Annotated in this window: 23 protein-coding genes; 15 read left to right on the top strand and 8 right to left on the bottom strand. The window is 72.7% G+C overall.

From position 1 onward, the window contains the following. Positions 1–57: 57 nt before the first annotated feature. Positions 58–813 (top strand): SDR family oxidoreductase, encoded by a 756-nt coding sequence (locus ABD733_RS15800; RefSeq protein ID WP_344797937.1) that lies wholly within the window; start codon positions 58–60, stop codon positions 811–813. A gap of 140 nt (positions 814–953) precedes the next feature. Beyond that, a complete protein-coding gene (locus ABD733_RS15795) occupies positions 954–2,105 on the top strand; it encodes a Gfo/Idh/MocA family protein (RefSeq protein ID WP_344797933.1) in 1,152 nt (383 codons plus the stop codon). A 54-nt stretch (positions 2,106–2,159) separates the two neighbouring features. Here the strand turns inward: ABD733_RS15795 and ABD733_RS15790 are convergent, their stop codons facing one another. The 3 genes from ABD733_RS15790 to ABD733_RS15780 form a co-directional block, all read right to left on the bottom strand. Then, positions 2,160–2,909: an SDR family NAD(P)-dependent oxidoreductase gene (locus ABD733_RS15790; protein ID WP_344797931.1), complete on the bottom strand. Its 750-nt coding sequence runs from the start codon at positions 2,907–2,909 to the stop codon at positions 2,160–2,162. A 46-nt stretch (positions 2,910–2,955) separates the two neighbouring features. After that, positions 2,956–4,134 carry an ATP-binding protein gene (locus ABD733_RS15785; RefSeq protein ID WP_344797929.1) on the bottom strand — a complete coding sequence of 393 codons (1,179 nt, stop codon included), beginning with the start codon at positions 4,132–4,134 and terminating at the stop codon, positions 2,956–2,958. A gap of 213 nt (positions 4,135–4,347) precedes the next feature. Next, positions 4,348–5,550 (bottom strand): FAD-dependent monooxygenase, encoded by a 1,203-nt coding sequence (locus ABD733_RS15780; RefSeq protein WP_344797927.1) that lies wholly within the window; start codon positions 5,548–5,550, stop codon positions 4,348–4,350. Positions 5,551–5,606: 56 nt separating this feature from the next. On the opposite strand from ABD733_RS15780, the gene ABD733_RS15775 reads away from it, so the two are divergent. Next, positions 5,607–6,098 carry a MarR family winged helix-turn-helix transcriptional regulator gene (locus ABD733_RS15775; RefSeq protein WP_344798028.1) on the top strand — a complete coding sequence of 164 codons (492 nt, stop codon included), beginning with the start codon at positions 5,607–5,609 and terminating at the stop codon, positions 6,096–6,098. Positions 6,099–6,114: 16 nt separating this feature from the next. On the opposite strand, the gene ABD733_RS15770 is transcribed toward ABD733_RS15775, so the two are convergent. After that, complete coding sequence (locus ABD733_RS15770; RefSeq protein WP_344797925.1) at positions 6,115–7,545, bottom strand: sensor histidine kinase; 1,431 nt, start codon at positions 7,543–7,545, stop codon at positions 6,115–6,117. Between the two features lies 1 nt (position 7,546). Further along, positions 7,547–8,239, bottom strand: coding sequence for a response regulator transcription factor (locus ABD733_RS15765; RefSeq protein ID WP_344797923.1), 693 nt, complete (start codon positions 8,237–8,239; stop codon positions 7,547–7,549). A gap of 137 nt (positions 8,240–8,376) precedes the next feature. Here ABD733_RS15765 and ABD733_RS15760 point away from each other — a divergent pair, with 137 nt between their 5' ends. From ABD733_RS15760 to ABD733_RS15745, 4 genes are all read left to right on the top strand, one after another. Then, positions 8,377–8,976: a hypothetical protein gene (locus ABD733_RS15760; RefSeq protein ID WP_344797921.1), complete on the top strand. Its 600-nt coding sequence runs from the start codon at positions 8,377–8,379 to the stop codon at positions 8,974–8,976. A 69-nt stretch (positions 8,977–9,045) separates the two neighbouring features. After that, positions 9,046–9,768 (top strand): MBL fold metallo-hydrolase, encoded by a 723-nt coding sequence (locus tag ABD733_RS15755; RefSeq protein WP_344797919.1) that lies wholly within the window; start codon positions 9,046–9,048, stop codon positions 9,766–9,768. Positions 9,769–9,911: 143 nt separating this feature from the next. After that, positions 9,912–10,337 (top strand): BLUF domain-containing protein, encoded by a 426-nt coding sequence (locus ABD733_RS15750; protein ID WP_344797917.1) that lies wholly within the window; start codon positions 9,912–9,914, stop codon positions 10,335–10,337. A 63-nt stretch (positions 10,338–10,400) separates the two neighbouring features. Continuing rightward, positions 10,401–11,414, top strand: a complete 1,014-nt coding sequence (locus ABD733_RS15745; RefSeq protein ID WP_344797915.1) for an AraC family transcriptional regulator — start codon at positions 10,401–10,403, stop codon at positions 11,412–11,414. Here ABD733_RS15745 and ABD733_RS15740 read toward each other — a convergent pair. After that, the gene (locus tag ABD733_RS15740; RefSeq protein ID WP_344797913.1) at positions 11,366–12,145 is read right to left on the bottom strand and encodes a gamma-glutamyl-gamma-aminobutyrate hydrolase family protein; all 780 of its coding nucleotides are present in this window, start codon (positions 12,143–12,145) and stop codon (positions 11,366–11,368) included. The genes ABD733_RS15745 and ABD733_RS15740 overlap by 49 nt on opposite strands. Before the next feature lie 27 nt (positions 12,146–12,172). Beyond that, positions 12,173–12,685 (bottom strand): PaaI family thioesterase, encoded by a 513-nt coding sequence (locus ABD733_RS15735; protein WP_344797911.1) that lies wholly within the window; start codon positions 12,683–12,685, stop codon positions 12,173–12,175. 235 nt (positions 12,686–12,920) lie between these two features. Here ABD733_RS15735 and ABD733_RS15730 point away from each other — a divergent pair, with 235 nt between their 5' ends. From ABD733_RS15730 to ABD733_RS15705, 6 genes are all read left to right on the top strand, one after another. Next, on the top strand, positions 12,921–13,541 hold the full coding sequence (locus tag ABD733_RS15730) for a hypothetical protein (protein ID WP_344797909.1): 621 nt from the start codon (positions 12,921–12,923) through the stop codon (positions 13,539–13,541). A 231-nt stretch (positions 13,542–13,772) separates the two neighbouring features. Then, a complete protein-coding gene (locus ABD733_RS15725) occupies positions 13,773–14,603 on the top strand; it encodes an alpha/beta fold hydrolase (RefSeq protein WP_344797907.1) in 831 nt (276 codons plus the stop codon). A gap of 75 nt (positions 14,604–14,678) precedes the next feature. Further along, entirely contained in the window at positions 14,679–16,259 is a 1,581-nt protein-coding gene (locus ABD733_RS15720; protein ID WP_344797905.1) for a DNA-3-methyladenine glycosylase 2 family protein, read from the top strand. After that, positions 16,256–16,795, top strand: coding sequence for a methylated-DNA--[protein]-cysteine S-methyltransferase (locus ABD733_RS15715; RefSeq protein WP_344797903.1), 540 nt, complete (start codon positions 16,256–16,258; stop codon positions 16,793–16,795). Before ABD733_RS15720 ends, ABD733_RS15715 begins: the two co-directional genes overlap by 4 nt. Before the next feature lie 357 nt (positions 16,796–17,152). Next, positions 17,153–17,545 (top strand): VOC family protein, encoded by a 393-nt coding sequence (locus ABD733_RS15710; protein ID WP_344797901.1) that lies wholly within the window; start codon positions 17,153–17,155, stop codon positions 17,543–17,545. 39 nt (positions 17,546–17,584) lie between these two features. Further along, positions 17,585–18,274, top strand: coding sequence for a DnaJ family domain-containing protein (locus ABD733_RS15705; RefSeq protein WP_344797899.1), 690 nt, complete (start codon positions 17,585–17,587; stop codon positions 18,272–18,274). 97 nt (positions 18,275–18,371) lie between these two features. Here the strand turns inward: ABD733_RS15705 and ABD733_RS15700 are convergent, their stop codons facing one another. Next, entirely contained in the window at positions 18,372–19,655 is a 1,284-nt protein-coding gene (locus tag ABD733_RS15700) for an AI-2E family transporter (RefSeq protein WP_344797897.1), read from the bottom strand. A 192-nt stretch (positions 19,656–19,847) separates the two neighbouring features. On the opposite strand from ABD733_RS15700, the gene ABD733_RS15695 reads away from it, so the two are divergent. Then, a complete protein-coding gene (locus ABD733_RS15695) occupies positions 19,848–20,951 on the top strand; it encodes an acetamidase/formamidase family protein (protein WP_344797895.1) in 1,104 nt (367 codons plus the stop codon). A 46-nt stretch (positions 20,952–20,997) separates the two neighbouring features. Further along, a complete protein-coding gene (locus tag ABD733_RS15690) occupies positions 20,998–22,647 on the top strand; it encodes an AtzH-like domain-containing protein (RefSeq protein ID WP_344797893.1) in 1,650 nt (549 codons plus the stop codon). Positions 22,648–22,717: the final 70 nt, after the last annotated feature.

Below are 22,717 nucleotides of genomic sequence, written 5' to 3'. Positions count from 1 at the left end.
GGATCCCCCGATGACCGCGCCCTGGTCCGCTCAGCCGCACGAGCCGAGACTCGAGTCATGGACATCACAGGGAACACCGTCTTCATCCCCGGCGCCACGAGCGGCATCGGCCTCGCTCTCGCCATCCGCCTCCAGGAGCGCGGCAACACCGTCGTCATCGGCGGTCGCCGCACCGAGCTCCTCGCGCAGCTCGAGACCGAGCACGGCTTCGACACCGTCCGCATCGACATGGCCGACCGCGAGAGCATCCGGGAGGCCTCCGCGACCGTGCTGGCCGCCCACCCCGAGCTGAACGTGGTGGTCGCCATGGCGGGCATCATGCGGAGCGAGGACTGGCACTCGCCGGCGGGCTTCCTCGCCGACGCCGAGGAGGTCGTCACGACGAACCTGCTCGGCCCGATCCGCCTCATCGCCGAGTTCGTCGACCACCTCCGCACCCGCCCCGCCGCGACGATCATGACGGTCTCGAGCGGCCTCGCCTTCGTCCCCCTGGCGATCACGCCGAGCTACGACGCGACCAAGGCCGGCATCCACAACCTCTCGGAGGCGATCCGCGTGCAGCTCGAGGACACGTCCGTGCGCGTCGTCGAGCTGGTGCCGCCGGCCGTCGCGACCGACCTGCTGCCCGGGACCGACTCGCACGGCATGCCGCTCGACGCATTCGCCGACGAGGTGATCTCGCTGATCGAGTCGCAGCCCGACGCGCAGGAGATCCTGGTCGAGGCCGTGCACCCGCTCCGATTCGCGGAGGCGAACGGCGCCTACCCCGCCACGCTCGCCCGCCTGAACGGCTTCGGGGCGCCGACCGCCTGAGATCCTGCTGCCGTCTTCTGCCGACTGCGGAACCCCCGAGCGTCTCTCGAATCCCGGCGCTCGGGGGTTCCGCTGCCTCTCCGGGGTGCGGGCCCCCGTCCGACCCGGTAAGCAGGGAGGACAGCCAGGAAGGGCCTCCCATGACGACAGACACCCCCGGCGGCCTCGGCGCCGCCCCCGCCGCGGTCCGCACCAAGGGGCTCGAGCCCGGCCGCCCGACCACCTACGCGATCCTGGGCAACGGCTGGCGCGCCGGCGTGTTCCTCCGACTCGCCCGCGACCTGCCCCAGCGCTTCCGGGTCACCGGCGTCCTCGCCCGCCGCCCGGAGGCGGGCGCGGATATCGAGCGGGACTTCGCCGTGCCCACGTTCCGCACCCTCGACGAGACCCTCGCCGCGGAGCGCCCCGACTTCGTCATCGTGAGCGTCCCGTGGGGCGTGACGCCCGAGCTGATCCGCACGCTCGTGGACCGCAGGATCCCGGTGCTCACCGAGACCCCGCCGGCTCCCGACCTCGACGCCATGCGCTCCCTCTGGGCCGACATCGGATCGGCGGGACTCGTGCAGGTCGCCGAGCAGTACGCCCTGATGCCCCTGCACGCCGCGCGACTGAATCTCGTGCGCGAGGGCGTCATCGGGACGCCGACCTCGGTCCACGTGAGCTCGACGCACCTCTATCACGCGGTCGCCATGATGCGGTCGTTCCTCGACGTCGCCCCGGGGCCCGTCACCGTCACGAGCCGGACCTTCGGGGCACCGCTGATCGATCCGATCACGCCCGACGGCTGGACGGGCGCCACCGACGAGAAGGAGGCGACGACGATCCTGTCGACGCTCGACTTCGGTCAGGGCAGGTCGGGCCTCTACGACTTCACCGACAACCAGTGGTGGAACCCGCTCCGCCCCGACCACCTGCGCATCCGCGGGTCGAAGGGCGAGATCGACGACGAGACGGTGGTCAGGATGGCCGATCCGGTCACCCCGGTCGTCTCCCGCATCGAGCGCGTCGTCAGCGGACACGGGATGAACTACGAGGGCGCCGACCTGCAGCACCTGACCTTCGAGGGCCGCGTCGCCTTCCGCAACGAGTTCGAGGGCGGACGCCTCATGGACGACGACATCGGCGTCGCGGTGCTGCTCGACCGCGTCGGAGCCTGGACCCGCGACGAGGGCCCGGCTCCGTACCCGCTCGCCGAGGGCCTGCACGACCACCACGTCGGACTCGCCCTGAACGAGGCCGCGGCGTCCGGAGAGGCCGTGACGATCTCGGAGGAGCCGTGGGCGTCGGCGTGAGGCGGGTGTGAGCTCGGCCCGGATGCTGCCCGTCGCGTCGCGTCGCGTCTCGACTCAGCGGCGGGGGGCCTCCGGGTCGAACTCCGAGGCCACGATGCGCCGGTCGTGGACGTCGGCGGCTGCGGGCGAGGCGAGCCAGCGGATGGGCGCGGCCATGACCGAGGCCGGGAGTATCGAGGCGCCCGCGGGCAGGTCGACGCCGTCGAGCATCCCGGTCTCGGTGATGCCTCCGGGGAGGAGGACGTTGACCCGGACCGGGGTGTCGGCGAGGTCGGCAGCCATGATCCGCGACAGGGCCTCTGCCCCCGCGCGCGACGGCCCGTACGGGGTGAAGCCGCGCCGGTTCATCGTGCTGTGGTTCATGCTGATGTTGACGATGCGGCCGCGGCCGGCGGCGAGCATGGACGGCGTGACCGCCCGGGCCACCAGGAAGTAGCCCGTCAGGTTCGTCTCGATCACGTCCCGGAAGCCGTCGACGGGGACGGTCCAGAAGCCCTGCGGCTCGGTGGTGAAGCGGGGGTTGACCGTGCGCATGCCGATGCCGGCGTTGTTCACCAGGAGGTCGATCCGACCCCAGGCCTCCAGGAGTCCGTCGACCCCCTGCGCGACCGCCTCCTCGTCGCGCGTGTCCATGCCGATGCCGACGGCGCCCGAGATCCTCTCGGCTGCCGCACGGGCCCGCTCGGCGGAACGGCTGGTGACAGCGACCTCGGCGCCGGCCTCGGCGAGGGCCTCGGCCATCGCGCGACCCAGGCCGCTGGTCCCTCCGGTCACCAGGGCGCGCACGCCCGTCAGGTCTTCCACGATCTCCTCGTCCCCGCCCCCTCCGAGAATCGGGAGCCACCCATTCTCACCCCTCGGCGCGGACTCCGCGCGGGGCAGGATCGGCGGGAGCGGCAGGTCCTGAGCCCTGCGCGGACCAGGTCAGCGTGACGACAGTGCCCCGCCCGGGCGCCGAGTCGACGGCGGCGGTCCCGCCGATGCTCTCGAGACGGCCGACGATCGACTTCTGGATGCCGAGCCGTGCCGTCGGCCGGGACGGGTCGAAGCCGACGCCGTCGTCGGCGAGCACCACGGTGAGCCGGGCGTCGTCCCAGGCGGCGGTCACGGTGCGGCGGACGCGGTCCGTCCCGGCGTGCTGCGCGCTGTTCATCAGGGCCTGCAGGGCGGCCGCGAAGAACGCGTCGGCGACCGCTCGGGGCACGGTCGCCCCGTCGACCCCCGTCGCCGACAGCGACGCCTCGAGGCCCAGCTCGACGCACATGGCGGAGAAGCGCGCTCCGACCTCGGTGAGCGGCACGCTGTCGGTCCCCGACGAGCCCGAGGTGTCGGCGATGACGTCGAGCGAGGTCCGCGCGAGGCCGACCGCGTACCGGCGCTCCGTCGGTGTGAAGGCGCGGCTGCCCGCGAGGAGGGCCGCCATCACGCTGTCGTGGAGAAGGGCGTCCACCTCGTTGCGCTCGACCTCCAGCGAGTGGTCCTTCGTCGCGGTGGCGTACTTGTCGACGGCCGCAGCCGCCGCCGCGTCGACCGACGCGGCCGACCTCCGGACGACGGCGATCAGGAGCACCGTCCCGAGCCCGAGGATCAACGCGTAGCCGCTCTCGAGGGCGGCCGCCTCGGCAGTGGCGGCGCCGCCGGGAGGGGTCAGCCGGACCAGCAGGTAGACGGTCGTGAGCACGAGCGCGTAGCCCGTGGCGACGACGGCCGACAGAACGATCGCCGCGGCGCCCGTGGCCACGTTGACGAGGTACCAGGGCCAGGGCTGGGTCGGCAGGATCGCGCCCAGGTCTACGGCGGCGAACGGCCAGGTCGCGACGATCACGAGGAACACGGCGCTGAGGGCGATGGCCGCGGGGCGCACGTACCGGGCGAGCGCGCCCGTGACCACGCAGAGCGCGAGCACTCCGTAGAGCACGAGCCCCACCGTCCACGCCCAGGTCGGGTTCATCGTCTCCGGGGAGCGGAGGGCGAACGGGAGCGTCTGGGCGCCGAAGACGAGGCACGCGGCTGCGAACGCGCGGCCCACGAGCCTCTCCACCCGGACGGTGCGCTCGCTCCCCGTCGAGAACGGTGCCGGCGCGGGGCGGCCTGGCGCCTGCCGGCCCGGTGCGGGGCGGCCGGGCGCAGTCCGGCCCGGCGCCGGCCGGCCTGCCGCTCTGGCGCCTGCCTCTGATGGCGATGCAGTGTCCATGTCGTCCCCCGACCGGCCTCGTTCGACCTTGTTCCGTGAAGAAAGACGCTAGCCGCTGCGGCCGCCGAACGCCCGGATCTCCGGCAGAGCGCGGTCTGTCTCGGCGACCTGCGTGAGCTTCGCGGTCAGGGGCCGGAACGGGCGCGAGGTCATCAGCCGGTCGACGACTCCGCGGACCGCGAGGCCGGGCCGGGTCTGCGGGTAGGCGAAGGCCTTGAGACCGCGGGGCAGATCCTGCACGTCCTCGACGAGCGGCCTCATCCACGCCTCGAAGGCCGCCAGGGCCATCTCGGTCTCGTCGGATCCGGCCAGCTCGGCGGCGAGGACGTATCCGGCGGTCAGCGCTAGGGACGCACCCCCGCCTCCCATCGGCGTGACGCACCACGCGGCGTCGCCTGCCATCACCACGTGTCCGCGGTGCCACGTGGTCATCCGGATCTGCTGCAGCTGGTCGACGTACACGTCGGGCGACGTCTCGAACGCGTCGAGGATGCGCGGAGCCTCCCAGCCGGCGTCGGCGTAGCGCGCCCGCACCAGCGCGAGCATCTGCTCGCGGCCGGCCTCGAGGACGTCGTCGCCGGGGGAGTAGGCCAGGATCGCGCGGATCGTCCCGTACGGGTCCGGGCGGAGGTGGATCTGGCGGCCCCGGACGGCGTTGTGCCACCGCCACCGGTCGTCGTCGCCAGGTGTCCGCGGGATGGTCCCGAAGACCATCGTCACGTCCAGGTCGCGCACGTCGACCTCGTCTTCGCGGAACACGAGCGACCGGGTCCTCGATCGGACGCCCTCGGCGACGACGAGCAGGTCGGCCTGGAGGTCGAGGCCCCCGGCGGTCCGGACGGCGACGCCGTCGCTGGTGTCGACGACCTCGGCGATCGAGTCGCCGTAGACGAAGTGGACGTCGTCGGGGAGGTGGTCGAGCAGGGTCCGGGCGAGGTCGCCCCGCAGGATCTCGAGCTCGGCCGTCGCTCCGCCGGCGCCGTCCGAGGGGAGCTCGACGGTCACGGCACCCTGAGCGTCGACCAGGACGGTGCCGGTCTCGGTGGTGTTCCGAGCGGCGACGGCCTCGAAGAGGTCCATCCTCCGGAGGACGTCGCGGGCGACGCCGCGGATGTCGACGTTCTGACCGCCGTCACGGAACTGGGCGGCCCGCTCGATGACGGTGACCTCCCAGCCCGTCCGGCTGAGCCACCAGGCGGTGGACAGGCCCGCGATACTGGCTCCTGAGATGACTGCTGTTCGGTTCGACATGGCTCTCCTCGGTGAATAAACTACAGATTACAGTTACTACAGAGTAAAGGTAAATGATGGCGGACGTGTTCGAAGCCTCGTGGGAGAGGTCCGAGGTCGGGGTGATGGAGGCGCTGCGGGGGTGGTCCGTGGCCTTCGCGGAGCTGAATCAGCACATGGCCGAGTGGATGGATCTCCCGACCACGGACGCTCAGGCGCTCGGGCAGGTGCTCTGGGCGGACTCGGACGGAGAGCCCCTCTCTCCGGGTCGGCTGGGGCAGCGCATCGGGATGACCTCGGGATCGGTCGCCGTCCTGGTGAATCGCCTCGAGTCGGCCGGCCTCCTCGAGCGCAGTCGCGAGCACGCCGACCGCCGTCGGGTGACCCTGCGTCCCACGGAGGCCGCCAAGCAGCGCGCCCGGGCATTCACCGAGACCTCGGTCGCGGAGATCGGCGCCACCCTCCACGAGACGCCGGCTCAGGATCTCGCCGCCGTCGAGGCGTTCCTGAACCGGATGGTGGCTGCCGCGACGACGGCGGCCGAGCGGCTGCGCGAGGGTCGTCCCTGAGTCGTCTCCCAGGCCGTCAGCGGGCGACTCGGTCGTGTTCGAGACCGGAGCGGTATCCGGGCAGGCGCACCGTGAAGAGAGCGCCGCCGTCGTCGGCTCTCCCCGCGCTGATAGTCCCGCCGAGACGAGCGACGAGCCGCGCGGCGATGGAGAGCCCGAGCCCCGTGCCGACCTTCCGACCGCCGAGGTAGCGGTCGTGCAGGACACCGCGCTCGAAGGCGTCGACCGTGTCGTCGGCGGTGAGACCCGGTCCCTGGTCGCTGACCGTGATCTGCGCGCCCTCGCCTGCGGGATCCGGCTCAGGAGCATCCTTCACCGACGTGACATCGACGGAGACGACGGAACCCGTCGGTGACGCGCGGAGAGCGTTCTCGAGGAGGCCGTCGACGAGCTGACGGACTCGCATCGGATCGGTGGAGACGGGAACCGGCATCGGCGCGTGAACGTCGATGCGGACATCGAGCGCGTCGGCGCGGGCCCGCCAGGCCTCGGCGGCCGAGACGACCACCGACACCAGATCGAGCGGCTCGGGCCGGATCGCGAAGTCGTCGGCCTCGAGGCGCGCGAGTTCGAGCAGGTCGCGGGTGAATGCCTCGAGACGTCCTGTCTCGGCTACCAGCGTGCGGCCGATCGTTGGGAGTGCAGCCTGGGGCACGAGGCCGTCGGCCAGTGCGTCGGCGTAGCCCCGGATCGCAGTCAGCGGCGTCCGGATCTCATGCGAGATCGACAGGAGGAACTCGTGCTGCCGGCCCTCCGAGGAGGCCAGCGCAGTGTCGAGCGAGGCGAGCGCCTGCTCGATGTCTGCGACCTCCGCGATCCTGGTCTCGTCGTCTCCTGCTGCTCGGCGGGCGGCCGTCAGGCCGCGCCGGCCGCCGGCGAGCTCGCGCGCCGACGCGGCCGCCCGCCGCAGCGGACGCGAGACGAGTCGGGCGACCAGGATCCCGACGGCCACGGCCACGAGGACACCGAGCGCGACCGCGACGGCGAGACGCTCGACGAGTCGGCGATTGGCCGCTCTGACGAGGGAGAAGTCCTGCGTCGCGACGACCGCCTGCGAACCCGAGATGGTCGCACCCTCGACGAGCAGGGTGCGACCGCGGGCGGTGACGCGCTCGGACACCGACCCGGTCCGTTCGAGGCGCGTGAACGCGGACGACGGAACGCCGCCGCCGGAGGCGGGAGTGAGTCGGCCGCCGGGGCGGACGAGCACGACTCGGATGCCGCGGACACGGTCGCGGTCGAGGTTCCGCACGAGAGCGGCGCGATCGCCCGCCGGAGCCGCCGCCACGACCTGGATCGTCGACCGGAGCACCTCGCGCGTCTGTGCGACCGCGACCTGGCGTACCAGCTGGAAGGCGACCACTCCGGTCGCGACTGCGGCCAGGAGAGCGACGCTGACCGTGGCGAGCACGATCCTGGATGCGAGTGACGAACGACGACGCGCCACGTCAGCGGCCTGCCGGAGAGCCGTCGAGCGCGTAGCCCACGCCCCTCACCGTCCGGAGCCGGAATGCCTCGCCGAGCTTCGACCGGAGCTGGGCGATGTGCACGTCGACGGTGCGGCTGCCGCGGTAGTCGGCCACGCCCCAGACCGCGGAGAGCAGCTGGCTCCGGTCGAACACCTGGCCGGGGCTCGCCAGCAGATGGGCAAGCAGGTCGAACTCGGTCGCGGTCAACTCGACCGGGGCGCCGCCGACGGTCACCCGGCGTTCGCGCTGGTCCAGGCGCAGCTCGCCCGACTCGAGCGTCGACGACCGGCCGGCGAGGGCGCTTCGACGGACGAGTCCCTTGACGCGGGATGCGAGCTCGCGGGCGGAGAAGGGCTTGGTCAGGTAGTCGTCCGCGCCGAGCTCGAGTCCCAGGATCCGGTCGACCTCCGAGTCGCGAGCGGTGACGAACACGATCGGCGTCCAGTCGTCGGCGTCCCGCAGGGTTCGGCACAGGTCGATGCCGCTCATCCCGGGAAGGCCGACGTCGATGATCGCGGCGACCGGTCGGAGGCGTCGGATGGAGTCGAGCCCCGTCTCGGCGTCTCGGGAGACGTGGACAGTGAACCCCGCGTCCACCAGGTAGATGCGCTCGACATCGACGATCGCCGGCTCGTCCTCGACGATGACGACGAGACCGCGGCTGTCGCTCATGACCCCATTCAAGCGGACGCCCGTCACGGCTGCGGAGGCCTTACACGATCCGAACACGCGCTTGACGGTGCACGGACAGAGGCCTCGCACGATGTTCTCGACGCCGACCGACGGCGCACCACCGCACAGGAGGACTCATGAGCCCGTTCCGCCCCCTCTCGATCACCGCCCGTACCATCACCGTGGCTGCCACGAGCTGCGCTCTCGTCGCCGGAGCATCGCTCGTCGGGATAACCGCCGCCGACGCTGCGACGACCACGCCGTCCTCCGCCGTTCCGTCGACCGCCGCGCCGACTCCGCACGCGGCGAAGGCGACTCTCGTCCTGCCGTTCCGTTCTCTGCGCCCCGCTGGGCTCCGTCACCTGGTGGGCAAGCTGCCGGCGACGCTCACGGCGGACCTGAAGGCGCTCAGGGGCAAGAAGGGGGCCGACCGCCGACAGGCCGTCGAGTCGATCGAGACGAGAGCGCTCGCGGGAGGCTACGGATCCGACATCGAGGAGATCGCCAGCAGGGCGAAGGCGGTGTCGAAGTCGGAGCCGGCGGCTCTGAAGGAGGACCTGAAGTCACTCCGGGGCCTGGACCGCACGCACAGGACGGCGGAGCTCGCCAAGATCGAGGCCGAGGCTCTGGCCGGGGGCTACGGTTCGACGATCGAGTCCTACGCCAAGGAGCTGCAGGCCGCCGCAGCGAAGCATGCCGCAGCATCTGCGGCGCCGGCCCTCGGATCCATGCTCTGAAGTCGCGGTCGCTACGCTGAGACGACAACCGTTCTCCGGGCGTCAGGGCCCCGTTCCGAGGAGGCCGCCGTGCCCGCTCACGTCGCCGTCACGATCGATCTCGTCGCACCCGGCATCCACTTCGTCGAGGGGCCGGCCTCGAACTGGGTCGTCCTGACCGGCGACGGCACGGCCAGCCTGATCGACGCGGGGTACCCGGGCGACATCGATCTGGTGCGCGGCAGCCTCCGCCAGGTGGCCGACGGGCTCCCGCTCTCGACGATCGCCGTGACCCACGGGCACTCCGACCACACGGGCGGCATCCGCGAGCTCCTCGGCGACCACCCCGGAGCGCGGGTCGTGTCGTCGGAGGCCGAGCTCCCGAACATCCGCCGCGACGTCACACACCAGGTGACCGCGGGCGCGATCCTGCCGCATCTCGTCAAGCCCCGGTTCGCCCGCTGGCTGCGCCACGCCATCCGCGCCGGCGGGCTGACCGACGTCGCGGTCGCCGATCCGGTCGGGCTCGCCGACGGGCAGGAGCTCGACCTCAGCGGGCACCCGGTCCGGGTCCGAGTGACGCCGGGTCACACGCCGGGCCACACCGTCTACGAGCTCCTCGACGCCGGCGCTGTCGCGACCGGCGACGCTCTCGTGACCGGCCACGCGGTGTCGACGGTCCGGGGTCCGCAGTCGCTGCACCCGATGTTCCACCACGACAGGCCGGCCGCCCTGGCGCTCTTTCACGAGCTCGATCGGGAGTGGTCGGGGCGGACGCTCCTGCCCGGTCACGGGCCGATCCTGCGCCGGTAAAAACCGACCTTCGCTCAGGATCACGCGCGTCGGTGGCCCCCGAACTGGGGGTCATCGGCTCTTTTGTCCCCCGTTATGCCGACCGATAGTGTGTCAACGACTTCGCACCCGGGGGCGGGGGGACGAACGAGACGAGGAACACCATGCTTTCGCTGGCCTACATCAGCACCGCGACCGATCCGATGACCGACGCCGAACTGGCCGAGCTGCTCGTCCGCAGCCGTGCGCAGAACCGCCGGGCTCACATCACCGGGTTTCTCCTCTACAAGGCCGGGCGCTTCTTCCAGTTCCTCGAGGGTCCGGAGGAGTCGGTGCGGGAGCGCATGGCCGTCATCGGCGCCGACCCCAGGCACCGCAACGTCGCGATCCTGCTCGAGGACCAGCCCGCGAAGCGCCAGTTCCCCCAGTGGACGATGGGCTTCGAGCCCGTCGACGACTCCCTGGTGTCGTCCATCCCCGGATTCCGCGAGACGTTCAAGGCGCCGACCGACTCCACCGGCACAGGCGTCGCTCTCCGCCAGCTCATCGGCTGGTTCCAGCTCCGCGCCCAGGAGACGGCCTCGGTCTGACCGACCTGTTCCGTGCACGCCGCGGCGTGCGCCACGATAGAGGGGGGAGAGAGAAGAGACAGCGTGACCAGTACCTCCTACGCCGACCTCGACAGAGAGCTCGGCAGACCCGTCGCTGATGATGTCGCGGTCGCGGCCGGCTTCGCGCGAGCAGAGTGGACCACCGACGACATGGAGGAGGCGCGGGCGCGTCTCGAGGCCGTGTACGACGGCCGGCAGTTCCGCGCCAAGGCGGGGCCGGAGACGTTCGCGTTCCGCTTCGCGGCCGCCGGCGACGAGAGCATGAGCCTGCAGACCGGGTCATTCCTCGGGCACATCCAGGGTGTCATCCCGTGGTCGCGCGACTACGTCCTCACCTGGTTCCGGTCGGGCTCGGTCACGGTCGACCACCCGCTCGGGCAGTTCACCAGCGTTGGCGCGCGTCCGTTCCTCCTCCCGAACGAGACCTCGTACTCCTTCTCCATGACTCCCCACCGCCACGGCATCGTCGTCATGGAGGCGTCGTTCTTCGAGCGGATCGCCGCCGAGCGCCACGGCCGGCACCCGCAGCGCATCGTCTTCGACCACACGGCGGTGCCCACGGACGACCAGCTGGTCGACTGGCGCGCCACCCTCGGCGACGTCACGCCGGTGATCGTCAACCCGGCGACGCCGCCCGTCGAACGGCGCTCCGCTCAGGCCGCGCTGGTGCGGGCGGTCCTCGATCTGTTCCCGTGGCGCGCGGTCGACGTCCCCGATGCCGTCCGGACCGAGCGGACGAGGCGGCTCCGCCTCGCGGTCGAGTTCGTCCACGAGCACGCCGACCAGCAGCTCACCGCCGCCGACATCGCCGGAGCTGCGGACATGAGCGTCCGGACCCTCCAGCAGGTGATGAGCGACAACCTCGGCTCCAGCCCGACGACGTACCTCCGCGATGTCCGCCTCGACCGGGTCCGGCAGGATCTCCTGTCGGCGACGCCCGCGTCGGCGCGGGTCTCCGAGGTCGCCCGCCAGTGGGGCTTCGGCAACCTCGGCCGCTTCTCGTCGGCCTACGTCGCCCGCTTCGGCGAATACCCCCGCACCACGCTCGCAGGCTGACCCGCCGAGGCGGGGGCCACGGCATCGGCGGCCGCGCGGAGCAGGTCGGCGAGGACGCTGCCGCGGGATCCTGCGGCTTCCGGGTGCCACTGCACCGCCCACAGCGGCGCCGTCTCGTGCTCGACCGCCTCGACCGTGCCGTCGTCGGCGCGAGCGACGACCCGGAGCCCGCGGCCCGGCCGGTCGACGGCCTGGTGGTGAGAGCTCTGTACGGTGATCCGGGTCGCATCGAGGCTCGCGGCAAGGCGGCTGTCAGGCTCGATCGCGACCTCGTGCGCGAGCATCCCGGCCCCCTCGGGCACGTGTCCGCCGTCGTGGAGGTGCTGCACGAGGTCGCCGCCGAGCGCCACGTTGATCAGCTGCATGCCGCGGCAGATGCCGATCAGCGGGGTGCCCGACTCCACGGCATCGCGAACGAGGGCGGCCTGCGCTTGGTCGGCGTCGGTGAACAGCTCCTCGCGGCCCGGGTAGTCGGCTGCGCCGCCGTAGAGCGCAGGATCGACGTCCTCGCCCCCGGTCAGCACGATGACGTCGGCGTCGTCCGTGGCTCCGGTCAGCGGCCCGACGTCCGACGCGGTGCGAGCGACGTCGAAGCCGGCCTCGGCCGCCGCCCGGACCACGCTCGCGCTCAGCTCGCGGAGCTCGGCCCCGTAGGCGGGGTCGGCGCGCTCCCGGTCGCTGACGTCGACGACGAGGAGGCGCGGGCGGGGCGTGGGGACGGCGTCGGGCATGCCACGATCCTGCCAGGACCGGCCGCGTCAGACGGCGAAGACGAGCAGCGTGCTCGACGCGGTGGCGACGAGGCGACCCTCGGCGTCGCGGACCTCGCCCTCCGCGAAGGCCGCCCGACGTCCGGGCTTCGTGACGCGTCCGATCGCTGTCAGCCTTCCGCTCGACGTGGAGAGCGGCCGGAGGTAGTTGACCTTGATCTCGAGCGACGTGTAGCCGGTCCCGGCCGGCAGTGTCGTCTGGACCGCGCAGCCCAGGACGGAGTCGAGCACCGTGCACACGAAGCCGCCGTGGACCGTCCCGATCGGGTTGTAGTGCGACTCGTCGGGCGTGCAGTAGAACGTCACCTCGCCGGTCTCGGCCGTAGCGGCCTCGAGGTTCATGAGCGCCAGGATCGGCGGCGGCGGCAGCGTCCCGTCGACCAGCGCGTGCATGAAGTCGAGCCCCGACATGCTGCGGGCAGCCTCCGCCGAGATCGCAGGATCACTCCAGGTGACGGTCTTCGTGCGGGCGGGGGTCGATCCTGCGCTCTCGTCGCTCATCGGCGGGACTCCTTCGTCGTTCGTCCGGCGCGGGCGCTCACCCGGCCGAGCGTCAGCCTAGAGACGCGGCGCCGGAGCGCCACACCCGTTGTGCGACTCGGCAGTGCGACCGCAGCCTGGCGTGCCCGGTCGTTGTAGGTGCCGTCACGTCGTGCAGCGGCGACCGGTGGGACGCTCGATCAGGGACGCTCTGGCAGGTGGCACCGACATGTCGGGTGTGAGATATCGTGTCCTCATGATCGGATCAGGAAGCACAGGCGGCTGGCCGGAAGGCATGACCATCATGATCGAGGATCGCGACCCGGAACTGCTCGCGCTGCTGTTCTCGAGAGCCGTCCGGGGCCTGCGGGCGGGCGCGGCCGTTCCCACGGGTCTCACGAGCGATCCTCCGCCCCTCGGCGGGACTCCGGGCGACCCTCCTTCCGGCCTGTCCGCGGAGTGGGACGCCGCCTGGGCCCTGCGGCTGGAGCATCTCGACGATCTCGACGACTTCGACATCGAAGGACGAGGGCTCGACGCGTACTTCGCTGCCTGGCAGGCGGCTCAGGACGCCCTCCCCGTACCCTGGAGCGACCGCATGCAGGAGTGGCTCGACTCGAGCGGATACGTCGACTGGGTCGACAGCGCCTGCCGTCGCACCGACCTCGACATCCGGCCCGGCGTGCTCCCCGCGCTCGTGGGCGCGTGGCGGAGGGGGCTCCGGACGGTGACGCTCCTTCCGCTCACCGGGCCGTACGTGCTGGCGCCGTCGCCGCAGCGCATGGTCGTGTCGGCGTTCACCTGGTCGAGCGACGAGGAGATGGTCGGCGCCCTCCGATCCTGGACGGGGGAGAAGCCTCCGCAGCCTGACCGCTAGCGCCCAGAGGGCCGAGTGGTCTATCCGTGAGGCGATGCGAGGCGTAGCCTTCAGTCAAGTCGGCCCAGACTCTCTCGGGATACGAACGACGCGGCCTGCCCGTCGTCCCAGTCCTTACCGTGAATGAGGCACCCAGCGACTCAGTCAGACCGCCTGATGGGCATCGACCAGCGGACATCCTCACACGGCGAAACAGAGGGTGTCCGCCACTCCGGGCGGTACGCTCCCCGCATGAGCGAGACGCACGACGTGGTGACGGCCGACGGACGGATCCTGCGGGTCCACGACAGCGGCGAGCTGCCCGCGGGGGCCGGCACCGTCGTCTGGCACACCGGGTCGCCGCAGACGGGCGCGCTGCTCACACCCGTGCTCGAGGCCTGCGCCGCACGGGGGCTCCGGCTCGTCTCGTACGGCCGCCCTGGCTACGGCGGCTCGACCGCGAACCTCCGCCGGAACGTCGCCTCCGCGGCCCCCGACGTCGAGGCGATCGTCGACGCGCTCGGCATCCGCCACTTCTTCAGCGTCGGTGCGTCCGGCGGCGGCCCGCACGCCCTCGCCTGCGCCGCCCTCCTGCCCGACCGGGTCACGGGCGTCGCGACCCTCGCCGGGATCGCCCCGTTCACCGACGAGTACGACTGGTTCGCCGGCATGCAGGCGCCGAGCGCCCTCCGCGCCGCCCTCGTGAGCCCGGAGGCCCGCGAGGAGTTCGCGAAGGTCGACGACTTCGACCCCGAGTGCTTCCTGCCCGTCGACTACGACACCCTCCGGGAGGAGTGGGCGTCGCTCGGGGAGGACTCCGGCAGGGCAGGGGCAGCAGGATCCCGCGGCCTGATCGACGACGACGTCGCCTTCGTCGCGCCGTGGGGGTTCGACCTCGGCCGAGTCACCGCCCCCGCGATCGTCGCCCAGGGCGGCCTCGACCGCGTGGTGCCGGCCTCGCACGGCATCTGGCTGCACGACCACGTGCCCGGCTCGGAGTTCTGGGAGCGCCCCGACGCCGGCCACATCTCGATCCTGCGGCTGCTTCCGGAGGTGCTCGACCGTCTCGTCGAGTGGGCCTGACGCTCCTTTGAGCCGCCCCACTGCGATGTCGCTTTCTCGCTAGTGCCTGTCGGGGGTCGATGTGAGGATGGACCCATGGAGCTCGACGAGACGCAGTGCCGCGGGGCGGTCAGGAGCCGCGACGCGCGCTTCGACGGCATCTTCTACACGGCCGTCCTGTCGACCGGCATCTACTGCCGGCCTAGCTGCCCGGCCCGCACTCCGCGCGAAGAGAACATGGTCTTCCACCGGTCGGCGGCCTCGGCTCAGGCGGCGGGCTTCCGGGCCTGCAAGCGGTGCCGGCCCGACGCGACGCCGGGCTCGCCCGAGTGGAACGTCCGCTCCGACACGGTGGCCCGGGCGATGCGCCTCATCGGCGACGGCGTGGTCGACCGCGAGGGCGTGCCGAGCCTCGCCGCCACCCTCGGCTACAGCGTCCGCCAGGTCGAGCGCCTCCTGTGCGACGAGCTCGGTGCCGGCCCGCTCGCTCTGGCCCAGGTGCAGCGCGCCCAGTCGGCCCGCACCCTGATCGAGGCCACGGCGATGCCGATGAGCGACGTCGCGTACGCCGCCGGATTCTCGTCGATCCGCGCCTTCAACGATGTGATCCGGGCCACCTACGCGGCGTCGCCGAGCGAGCTGAGGGCGAGCGCAGGATCGAGCGGCGACCCCCGCGACGGCGGCGTCCCCCGCTCCGGAGTCATCTCGCTCCGCCTCGCCTTCCGCCAGCCGCTCGAGCCCTCCAACCTGCTCGGCCACCTCATCGCGACGGGCGTCCCCGGCGTCGAGGAGTTCCGCGACGGCGCCTACCGCGCCACCCTGGCCCTCCCGCGCGGCTGGGGGATCGTCGCCGTGCGGCGGCCCGTCGGCTCGGCGTTCCCCGTCACCCTGCGGCTCACCGACGTCCGCGACCTCTCCGCCGCGGTCAGCAGGGTCCGGCGCCTGCTCGACCTCGACGCCGACCCCGTGGCCGTCGGCGAGGGCCTCGGTCGCGACGAGCACCTCCGGCCGCTGATCGAGCGGGCCCCCGGGCGGCGCGTGCCCCGGATCCTCGATCCTGCAGCGTTCGCCCTCCGTGCCGTCCTCGGGCAGCAGGTCTCCACGGCGGCGGCGCGCACCCACGCCGCGCGGCTCGTCGCGGCGCTCGGCGAACCGGTCGTCGACCCCGACGGCGGCCTGACGCACCTGTTCCCGACCGCCGAGGCCGTGGTCGCCGCCGCGTCGGAGCCGGCCGTGCTGCCCGGTGCGGCTCCCGGCTCGACCCGGCTCGACGAGATCCTGCGCATGCCCGCCTCCCGGCGCCGCACGGTGCTCACCATGGCGACCGCGCTCGCCGACGACACCGTCCGGCTCGACGCCGGAGCCGACTGGGCCGACGTGCGCCGTTCGCTGCTGGCTCTGCCCGGCATCGGCCCGTGGACCGTCGAGACCATCGCCATGCGCGCCCTCGGCGATCCCGACGCCTTCGTCGGCAGCGACCTCGGGGTCCTCAAGGCGGCAGGCGCCCTCGGGCTCCCGTCGACGCACCCGGCGCTCGAGCGGGTGACCGGCGCGTGGTCGCCGTGGCGCGCCTACGCCGTGCAGTACCTCTGGGCCGAGAGCCCGCACGCGGTCAACTCGATCCCCGACGGCGACGTGGTGCTGCCCGTCGCCCCCGACTCAGGAGCACGCCCATGAGCTACACCGTCATCGAGTCGCCCATCGGCGATCTCACCCTCGTCGCCGACGACGACACCTCGGCCCTCCGCGCCCTCTACATGGTCGAGCACCGGCACGCGCCCGGGGTCGAGACCTTCGCCGAGCGGCTCGCAGGATCGGGGGCCCGACGGGTCTTCGGCCAGGTCACCCGCCAGCTCGACGAGTACTTCGCCGGCGACCGCGAGGCGTTCGACCTGCCGCTCGCCCCGGTCGGCACCGCCTTCCAGCTCGCCGTCTGGCAGCAGCTGCGCGCGATCCCGTTCGGGCAGACCCGCACCTACGGCGAGATCGCCGCGGGGCTCGGCAACCCGAAGGCCGTGCGCGCCGTGGGCCTCGCCAACGGCCGCAACCCGCTCAGCATCGTGGTGCCGTGCCACCGCGTCATCGGAGCCAGCGGCGCGATGACGGGCTTCGGCGGAGGTGTCGAGCGCAAGGAGTACCTGCTCCGGCTGGAGGGCGCCCTGCGGGGTGGTGTGGTGTCGTCGGGTGCGGCGCCGCTGTCGCTCTTTGCCTAGCTCGGGTTCGCGACTGCTGGTCGCGCGGGTGGGCCGGTGGTAGTAGCCGTGGGCGGGCCTCCGGGGGCCCGCCGAAGCCTGCGAGCACCGGCCGACATCTGGTGTGCGGGGTGGGCTGGATCCTGCGCCGCGCGGATGGGCGGGTGGTAGTAGCAGTGGGCGGGTCTCCGGAGCCCCGCCGAAACCTGCGAGCACCCGCCGACTTCTGGCGTCCAGGGTGGGGTGGATCCTGCGCCGCGCGGATGGGCAGGTGGTGGTAGCAGTTGGCGGGCCTCCGGAGCCCCGCCGAAACCTGCGAGCACCCGCCGACGCGCACCGCGCAGCACGGGGCGAACGCGGCAGCGGTAGCGTCGAATCATGGCCTCCCGCATCGGTGAACTCGTCCTCGGCTGCCGCGATCCCGAGCTCCTCGCCCGCTTCTGGTGCGAGGTGCTCGACTTCGTCGTCCTCGACCGCGAAGACGACGGCAGCCTCGAGATCGGGCCGCCGTCGGGCTTCGGGGGCGCGCAGGCGACCATCATCCTGAGCCGGCGCGAAGTCCCCGAGCCCGGCAAATCGAGGCTCCACATCGACGTGAACCCGGTCGACCGCGACCAGGCCGACGAGCTCGAGCGGCTCCTCGCGCTCGGTGCGCGCCCGGCCGACATCGGACAGTCCGGCGACGAGCAGTGGCATGTGCTCCAGGATCCCGAGGGCAACGAGTTCTGCCTCCTGCGCGCGAGGCTCAAGCCGCTCGACCAGCCCGCCTGACCCGGGCGCCTCCGAGCGGTCCCGGCGTACCGTGGAGGCATGGCCGACAGCGACGGCACCGACCGAGCCCCTCGCCGACCCGCTCCCGCACGCCGCGAGGAGGTCGTCCGCGACACCGCGCGCCGCGACCCGTCCCTCGCTGCCGCGCGCTACCGGCTCGACCGCGAGAACGCGGCCGACCGTCACGCCGAGGCGCAGGAGGAGCGGCGCGCACCGACCGCAGCGGAGCTCCGCTCGATCGCCAAGACGCAGCTCGACCTCGCCATCGAGCGGGGCGACTTCGACAACCTCCCACTGGCGGGCAAGCCGCTCCCGAACCTCACATCCGGCACGCACGACCCCGACTGGTGGATCAAGGCGAAGATCGAGCGCGAGGGCCTCTCCGGCGTCGCGCCGCCCGCCCTGTCGCTGCGCACCGAGAACGAGCGCCTCGACGCCCTCCTCGACACGATGACGACCGAGGCGTCGGTCCGCGCCACGGTCGCCGACTTCAACGGCCGCATCATCGAGGCCCGCCGGCAGCTGACCGGCGGACCGCCGGTGGTGACGCCGACGCGCGACCCCGACGTCGAGGTGCGGCGATGGCAGGATCGGCGGGCGGTGCGCCGAGCCGAGGCCGAGCGCGCCGCCGCCGAGATCGCAGCCCAGCAGCCGCCGACCCGGCGGGAGCGTCGCCGCCAGGCGCGGGCCGCGAAGGCGAGCCGGGCCGCCCGTCGCAGACGCGGCTGATCGCGACCCCTCAGGCGGGGTCCGGCCAGCTGCGACCGCTCAGGCGTAGCCCGGCCAGCTGCGACCGCTCAGGCGCGGCCCCGCCGCCCGAGGCCGCTCAGGCGCGGGCGGGCTTCGTGTCCGGGACCACCTCGTCCTCGGCGTCGTCCTCCGCGGCGGCCTTCGACTCGGTCCGCCACCTGCCGCGGGCCACGAAGGTGACCATCACGTTGATGACGGCGATCGTCGGAACGGCGAAAAGCGCACCGGGGATGCCGGCGATGTAGGAGCCGCCGGCCACGGCGAAGACGACCGCGAGCGGGTGGACCTTCACGGCGTTGCCCATGACGAGCGGCTGCAGCACATGCGCCTCGAGTAGGTGCACGATGATGACGCCGCCGAGCATGATCAGCGCCTGGATCGGTCCGATGAAGACGAGCGCGATGACGACCGCGAAGGCGCCGGACACGATGGCTCCGACGACGGGGATGAACGACGCGAGGAAGACGAGCACGCCGATCGGCACGGCCAGCGGGAGCCCGAGGAAGAACGCGAACAGCCCGACGCCGAGGCCGTCGACCGCGGCCACGAAGATCTGGACCCGGACGAAGGTGGTGAGCGTGTGCCATCCTGCCTGACCGGCTCCGTCGACGGCGCGACGGGCGCGGCGCGGGAACAGCCGGACGACCCACTTCCAGACGCCCTCGCCGTCGATCATCATGAAGATGGTCGCGAAGATCGTCAGCAGGCCGTCGGCGACGAAGTGCACGCTGCCGAGGCCGACCGCGGCGGCGCCCGAGAGGAGCGACTTGCTGCTGTCCTGAAGGGCCTTGGTGGCCTGGTCGATGTACGACTGGTAGTCGGTCGTGGTCAGGTTGAACGGCGGCGCCGCGAGGAACGCCTGCACCGACTTGAACGACGACACCGACTCCTTCTCGAGCGCGGGGAGCCCGGCCCGGACCTGCGCGACGACGAGCAGGATCAGCCCGCCGAAGATCACGATCGCGCCGAGGAGCGTCACGACGATGGCGAGCCACTTCGGCCAGCGGTGCCTCTCGAGCGCCGTCACGGCGGGCTTGAGCAGCGCCGAGATGAGGAGCGCGATCAGGAACGGGATGACGATCTCGGCGAGCGTCTCGATCAGGAAGATGAAGAGGGCGATGCAGCCGGCGACGACCAGGATCCGCCAGCCCCACGCTCCCGCGATCTTCATGCCGTTGGTCACGGTGTCGTCGGCGCGGAGCACGCCCGCACCCGCTGCCGCGCGCGGATCGGCGACGGCCGTGCCGCCCGCCGGTGCCACGGTCTGCGGGGAGCCCGCCTGGCCGGCCGCAGGCCGACCTGCTCCGGCGGCGCGGCCTGCGCCCGCCGCGTCGCTGTTCTTGAATCCGGGGAATCTCATGTGTGGAGTCTGCCGTTCTTTTCTGCCGGGTGTCCGAGGGGCTTCGCAGAGCGGCCCTCTCCGACCAGACGCATCCCGGTGCGGAATCGTCACGCGCCGGTCTCGAGCCGCCATGGATTCAGCGGATCGAGGGCGTCTCGCGAGCCGTCGTCCAGACACGAGCCCGAAACGCGGCGTCGCTAGGGTGGCGTCATGATCCTCGAGACGGGAACCGTCCTGCAGCCGGGGAGCGGCCCCATCCCGGCTCCTCTCTACCTGCCCGCGAGCGAGGCCAACACGCTCTGGGGCTGGCTGCCCTGCGAGACCGACCGGGCCGTCCTGACCATCGACCCGGGCGACGTCGTCACGATCGACACGGTCAGCCACGAGGGGATCCTCGACGACCAGGGGCGCGACCCGGTCGCCTACTTCGCGCGGCACGGGGTCCCGGCAGAGGCCGTGCTCGACGACGCCGTCGCGATCGCGGCCTCGGAGGGGCGCCGCGATCCTGCCGTCGACGGCCCTCACGGCGTCACCGGGCCGATCGCCGTCCGCGGAGCCGAGCCCGGCGACGTCCTCACCATGACCGTCCTCGAGGCGACGCCCCGGGTGCCGTACGGGGTCATCTCGAACCGCCACGGGAGGGGTGCGCTCGCCGGAGAGCTGCCGCGCGGCGAGCTCGGGCTGAGCGTCAGCGTCTTCGCGAGCGTCGAGGACGACCCGTCGGGCGGAGGGCTCGTCGGCCGTCTGCCGCGGACGCCCGGCGGGCCGGTCTCGGTCAGCTTCCCGCTGCGGCCGTTCCTCGGCATCATGGGCGTCGCCGTCGCGGGCCCCGAGCGGCCGCACTCGGTGCCGCCCGGCTCCCACGGCGGCAACATCGACATCAACCTCCTGGTGGCCGGGACCTCGCTCCATCTGCCGGTCCAGGTGCCGGGCGCTCTGGCGTACGTCGGCGACCCGCACTTCGCGCAGGGCGACGGGGAGGTCGCTCTCACGGCGATGGAGGCGTCGCTCCGCGCGACCATCCGCTTCGACCTCGTGAAGCGGCAGGATGCCAGGGCCCTGTTCGGAGAGATCAGTGGCCCGCTCGCGGAGACGGCCGACTACCTCGTCCCGACCGGGCTCGACGAAGACCTCGACGTCGCCGTGCAGAAGTGCGTCCGCGCCGCGCTCGACCTCCTCGAGGCCCGCTTCGGCATGGAGGAGAGCCTCGGCTACGCGTACCTGTCGGCCGCGACCGACTTCGACATCTCGCAGGTGGTCGACCTCGTGAAGGGCGTCCACGCGCGCATCCGGGTGAGTGACTTCGATGAGTGAGGCTGTGCGAGGGCCGGAGACAGACGGACGCGGGACGACGGACCGCGTGACGACGGACCGCGTGACGACGGACCGCGTGACGACGGTGGAGGGCGACCTGCCCGAGCGGCTGCTGGAGGCGTTCGACGCCTACGAGCGGGCCCTCGCCGACAACGACCAGGAGGCGCTCGCCGACGCGTTCGAGCCCGGCCACCTGACGCTCCGCGCCGACGGAGCCGGCCTGCTCGTCGGGCACGAGGCCATCACGGCGTTCCGTGGGCGGCGGAAGTCCGCGCCCGCGAGACGGATCGAGCAGCTCCACGTGAGGGTCGTCGATCCTGCGACCGCTCTGATCGTGTCGGTGAACGCGCCCGTCGGCGGCGGCCGCGGTGTCGTGACCCAGCTCTGGCGCCGCACGGCCGGCGACGGCGACGTCTACGGCGTCTGGCGGATCGCGTCGGCGCAGGTGCAGGCTCCGGCCCCGATCTTCGACACGCGGATCTGGCGCGTCGTCGGGGCGCCGCTCGTCGCCACGACGGTCGAGGTGTCGCCCGACGACGATCCTGATGCGGTCCGCGAGACAGCGCCGCTCCTCGGCGAGACCGTCGCGGTCAAAGACCTCTTCGCCGTCTCCGGGGTCCGGGTCGGCGCCGGGGTCCCGGCCTACCTCGAGGAGCAGTCCGACCAGGAGTTCCACGCCCCGGCCGTGCAGGCCCTCCTCGACGCGGGCGCCTCCGTGCTCGGCATCGCGCAGACCGACGAGTTCGCCTTCAGCATCGCCGGCCGGAACTCCGCCTACGGCACGCCGCCCAACGGGGCCGTCCCCGGGGCGATCTCCGGCGGCTCGACCAGCGGCCCCGCGTCGGCGGTCGCCCTCGGTCACGCCAGCATCGGCCTCGGCACCGACACCGGCGGCTCGATCCGGGTCCCGGCCTCGTACCAGGGCCTCTGGGGCCTCCGCACCTCGCACGGCGCCGTGCGCCGGACCGACCTCCTGCCGCTCGCGCCCTCCTTCGACACGGTCGGCTGGCTCACCCGCGACGCCGACCTGCTGGCCCGCGTCGCCGCCGCGACCCTCAGCGGCCCGGCCGCCACGTCGTCGCCGCTGCAGCACGACGTCGCCCCGTCGATCGTCCTCGACCCGGGCGTCGTCGCGTCCGTCTCGGCCGACGTCGCCGCGGCGTTCCGCGACCGGCTCGACCAGCTCGCGGCCGTCGGCGCCCTGCGCCCGCCGGAGTCGATCGCGCTCGGCGACCTCGCGCACCTCTACGAGCTGTTCCGCGTGCTGCAGGCTGCCGAGGCGTGGCGGTCGCACGGCGAGTGGATCACCGCGCACCCCGGAGCCCTCGCGCCCGACGTCGAGGCGAGGTTCGCGTTCGGACGCAGCATCGACCCCGACCGGGAGGCCCAGGCGCGGAACGAGCTCGCCGTGCAGCGCGATCACCTCGACCGGATGCTGGACGGCAGGATCCTGCTGCTCCCCAGCGCCTCGTCGGCGGCCCCGTCGCTCTCGGCCACGCCCGCGGAGTTCGACGCCCTGCGCTCCAGGACGCTCGGGCTCACCTGCATCGCGGGCATCGGGGGCTACCCCGCGGTGTCGGCGCCACTGCTGCGGGTGCCCGGCGGCCCGGTCGGCCTCTGCCTCGTCGGGCCGCGCGGCTCGGACCTCGCGCTCGTCGGTGTCGCTGCCGGGCTCGCTGCTGCTGCTTCCGCCTGAGCCCGCGTAACCCATCCGACCCGGCCTCGACATCCGTCCCCGAAGAAAAGCGATTGGACGCGTCAGGATC

The sequence above is a fragment of the Frondihabitans peucedani genome, from assembly GCF_039537585.1.
GTDB lineage: Bacteria > Actinomycetota > Actinomycetes > Actinomycetales > Microbacteriaceae > Frondihabitans > Frondihabitans peucedani.
The sequence above is the reverse complement of the archived record's forward strand: the minus strand, read 5'-3'. Positions and strand labels throughout refer to the sequence as shown.

Coding starts and splice junctions, on each gene's coding strand:
- ABD733_RS15735 (WP_344797911.1), bottom strand. CDS start 12,685: ATGAGCGACGAGAGCGCAGGATCGACCCCCGCCCGCACGAAGACCGTC.
- ABD733_RS15750 (WP_344797917.1), top strand. CDS start 9,912: ATGCTTTCGCTGGCCTACATCAGCACCGCGACCGATCCGATGACCGAC.
- ABD733_RS15780 (WP_344797927.1), bottom strand. CDS start 5,550: ATGTCGAACCGAACAGCAGTCATCTCAGGAGCCAGTATCGCGGGCCTG.
- ABD733_RS15715 (WP_344797903.1), top strand. CDS start 16,256: ATGAGCTACACCGTCATCGAGTCGCCCATCGGCGATCTCACCCTCGTC.
- ABD733_RS15775 (WP_344798028.1), top strand. CDS start 5,607: ATGGCGGACGTGTTCGAAGCCTCGTGGGAGAGGTCCGAGGTCGGGGTG.
- ABD733_RS15765 (WP_344797923.1), bottom strand. CDS start 8,239: ATGAGCGACAGCCGCGGTCTCGTCGTCATCGTCGAGGACGAGCCGGCG.
- ABD733_RS15695 (WP_344797895.1), top strand. CDS start 19,848: ATGATCCTCGAGACGGGAACCGTCCTGCAGCCGGGGAGCGGCCCCATC.
- ABD733_RS15740 (WP_344797913.1), bottom strand. CDS start 12,145: ATGCCCGACGCCGTCCCCACGCCCCGCCCGCGCCTCCTCGTCGTCGAC.
- ABD733_RS15700 (WP_344797897.1), bottom strand. CDS start 19,655: ATGAGATTCCCCGGATTCAAGAACAGCGACGCGGCGGGCGCAGGCCGC.
- ABD733_RS15720 (WP_344797905.1), top strand. CDS start 14,679: ATGGAGCTCGACGAGACGCAGTGCCGCGGGGCGGTCAGGAGCCGCGAC.
- ABD733_RS15710 (WP_344797901.1), top strand. CDS start 17,153: ATGGCCTCCCGCATCGGTGAACTCGTCCTCGGCTGCCGCGATCCCGAG.
- ABD733_RS15730 (WP_344797909.1), top strand. CDS start 12,921: ATGATCGGATCAGGAAGCACAGGCGGCTGGCCGGAAGGCATGACCATC.
- ABD733_RS15800 (WP_344797937.1), top strand. CDS start 58: ATGGACATCACAGGGAACACCGTCTTCATCCCCGGCGCCACGAGCGGC.
- ABD733_RS15725 (WP_344797907.1), top strand. CDS start 13,773: ATGAGCGAGACGCACGACGTGGTGACGGCCGACGGACGGATCCTGCGG.
- ABD733_RS15705 (WP_344797899.1), top strand. CDS start 17,585: ATGGCCGACAGCGACGGCACCGACCGAGCCCCTCGCCGACCCGCTCCC.
- ABD733_RS15760 (WP_344797921.1), top strand. CDS start 8,377: ATGAGCCCGTTCCGCCCCCTCTCGATCACCGCCCGTACCATCACCGTG.
- ABD733_RS15795 (WP_344797933.1), top strand. CDS start 954: ATGACGACAGACACCCCCGGCGGCCTCGGCGCCGCCCCCGCCGCGGTC.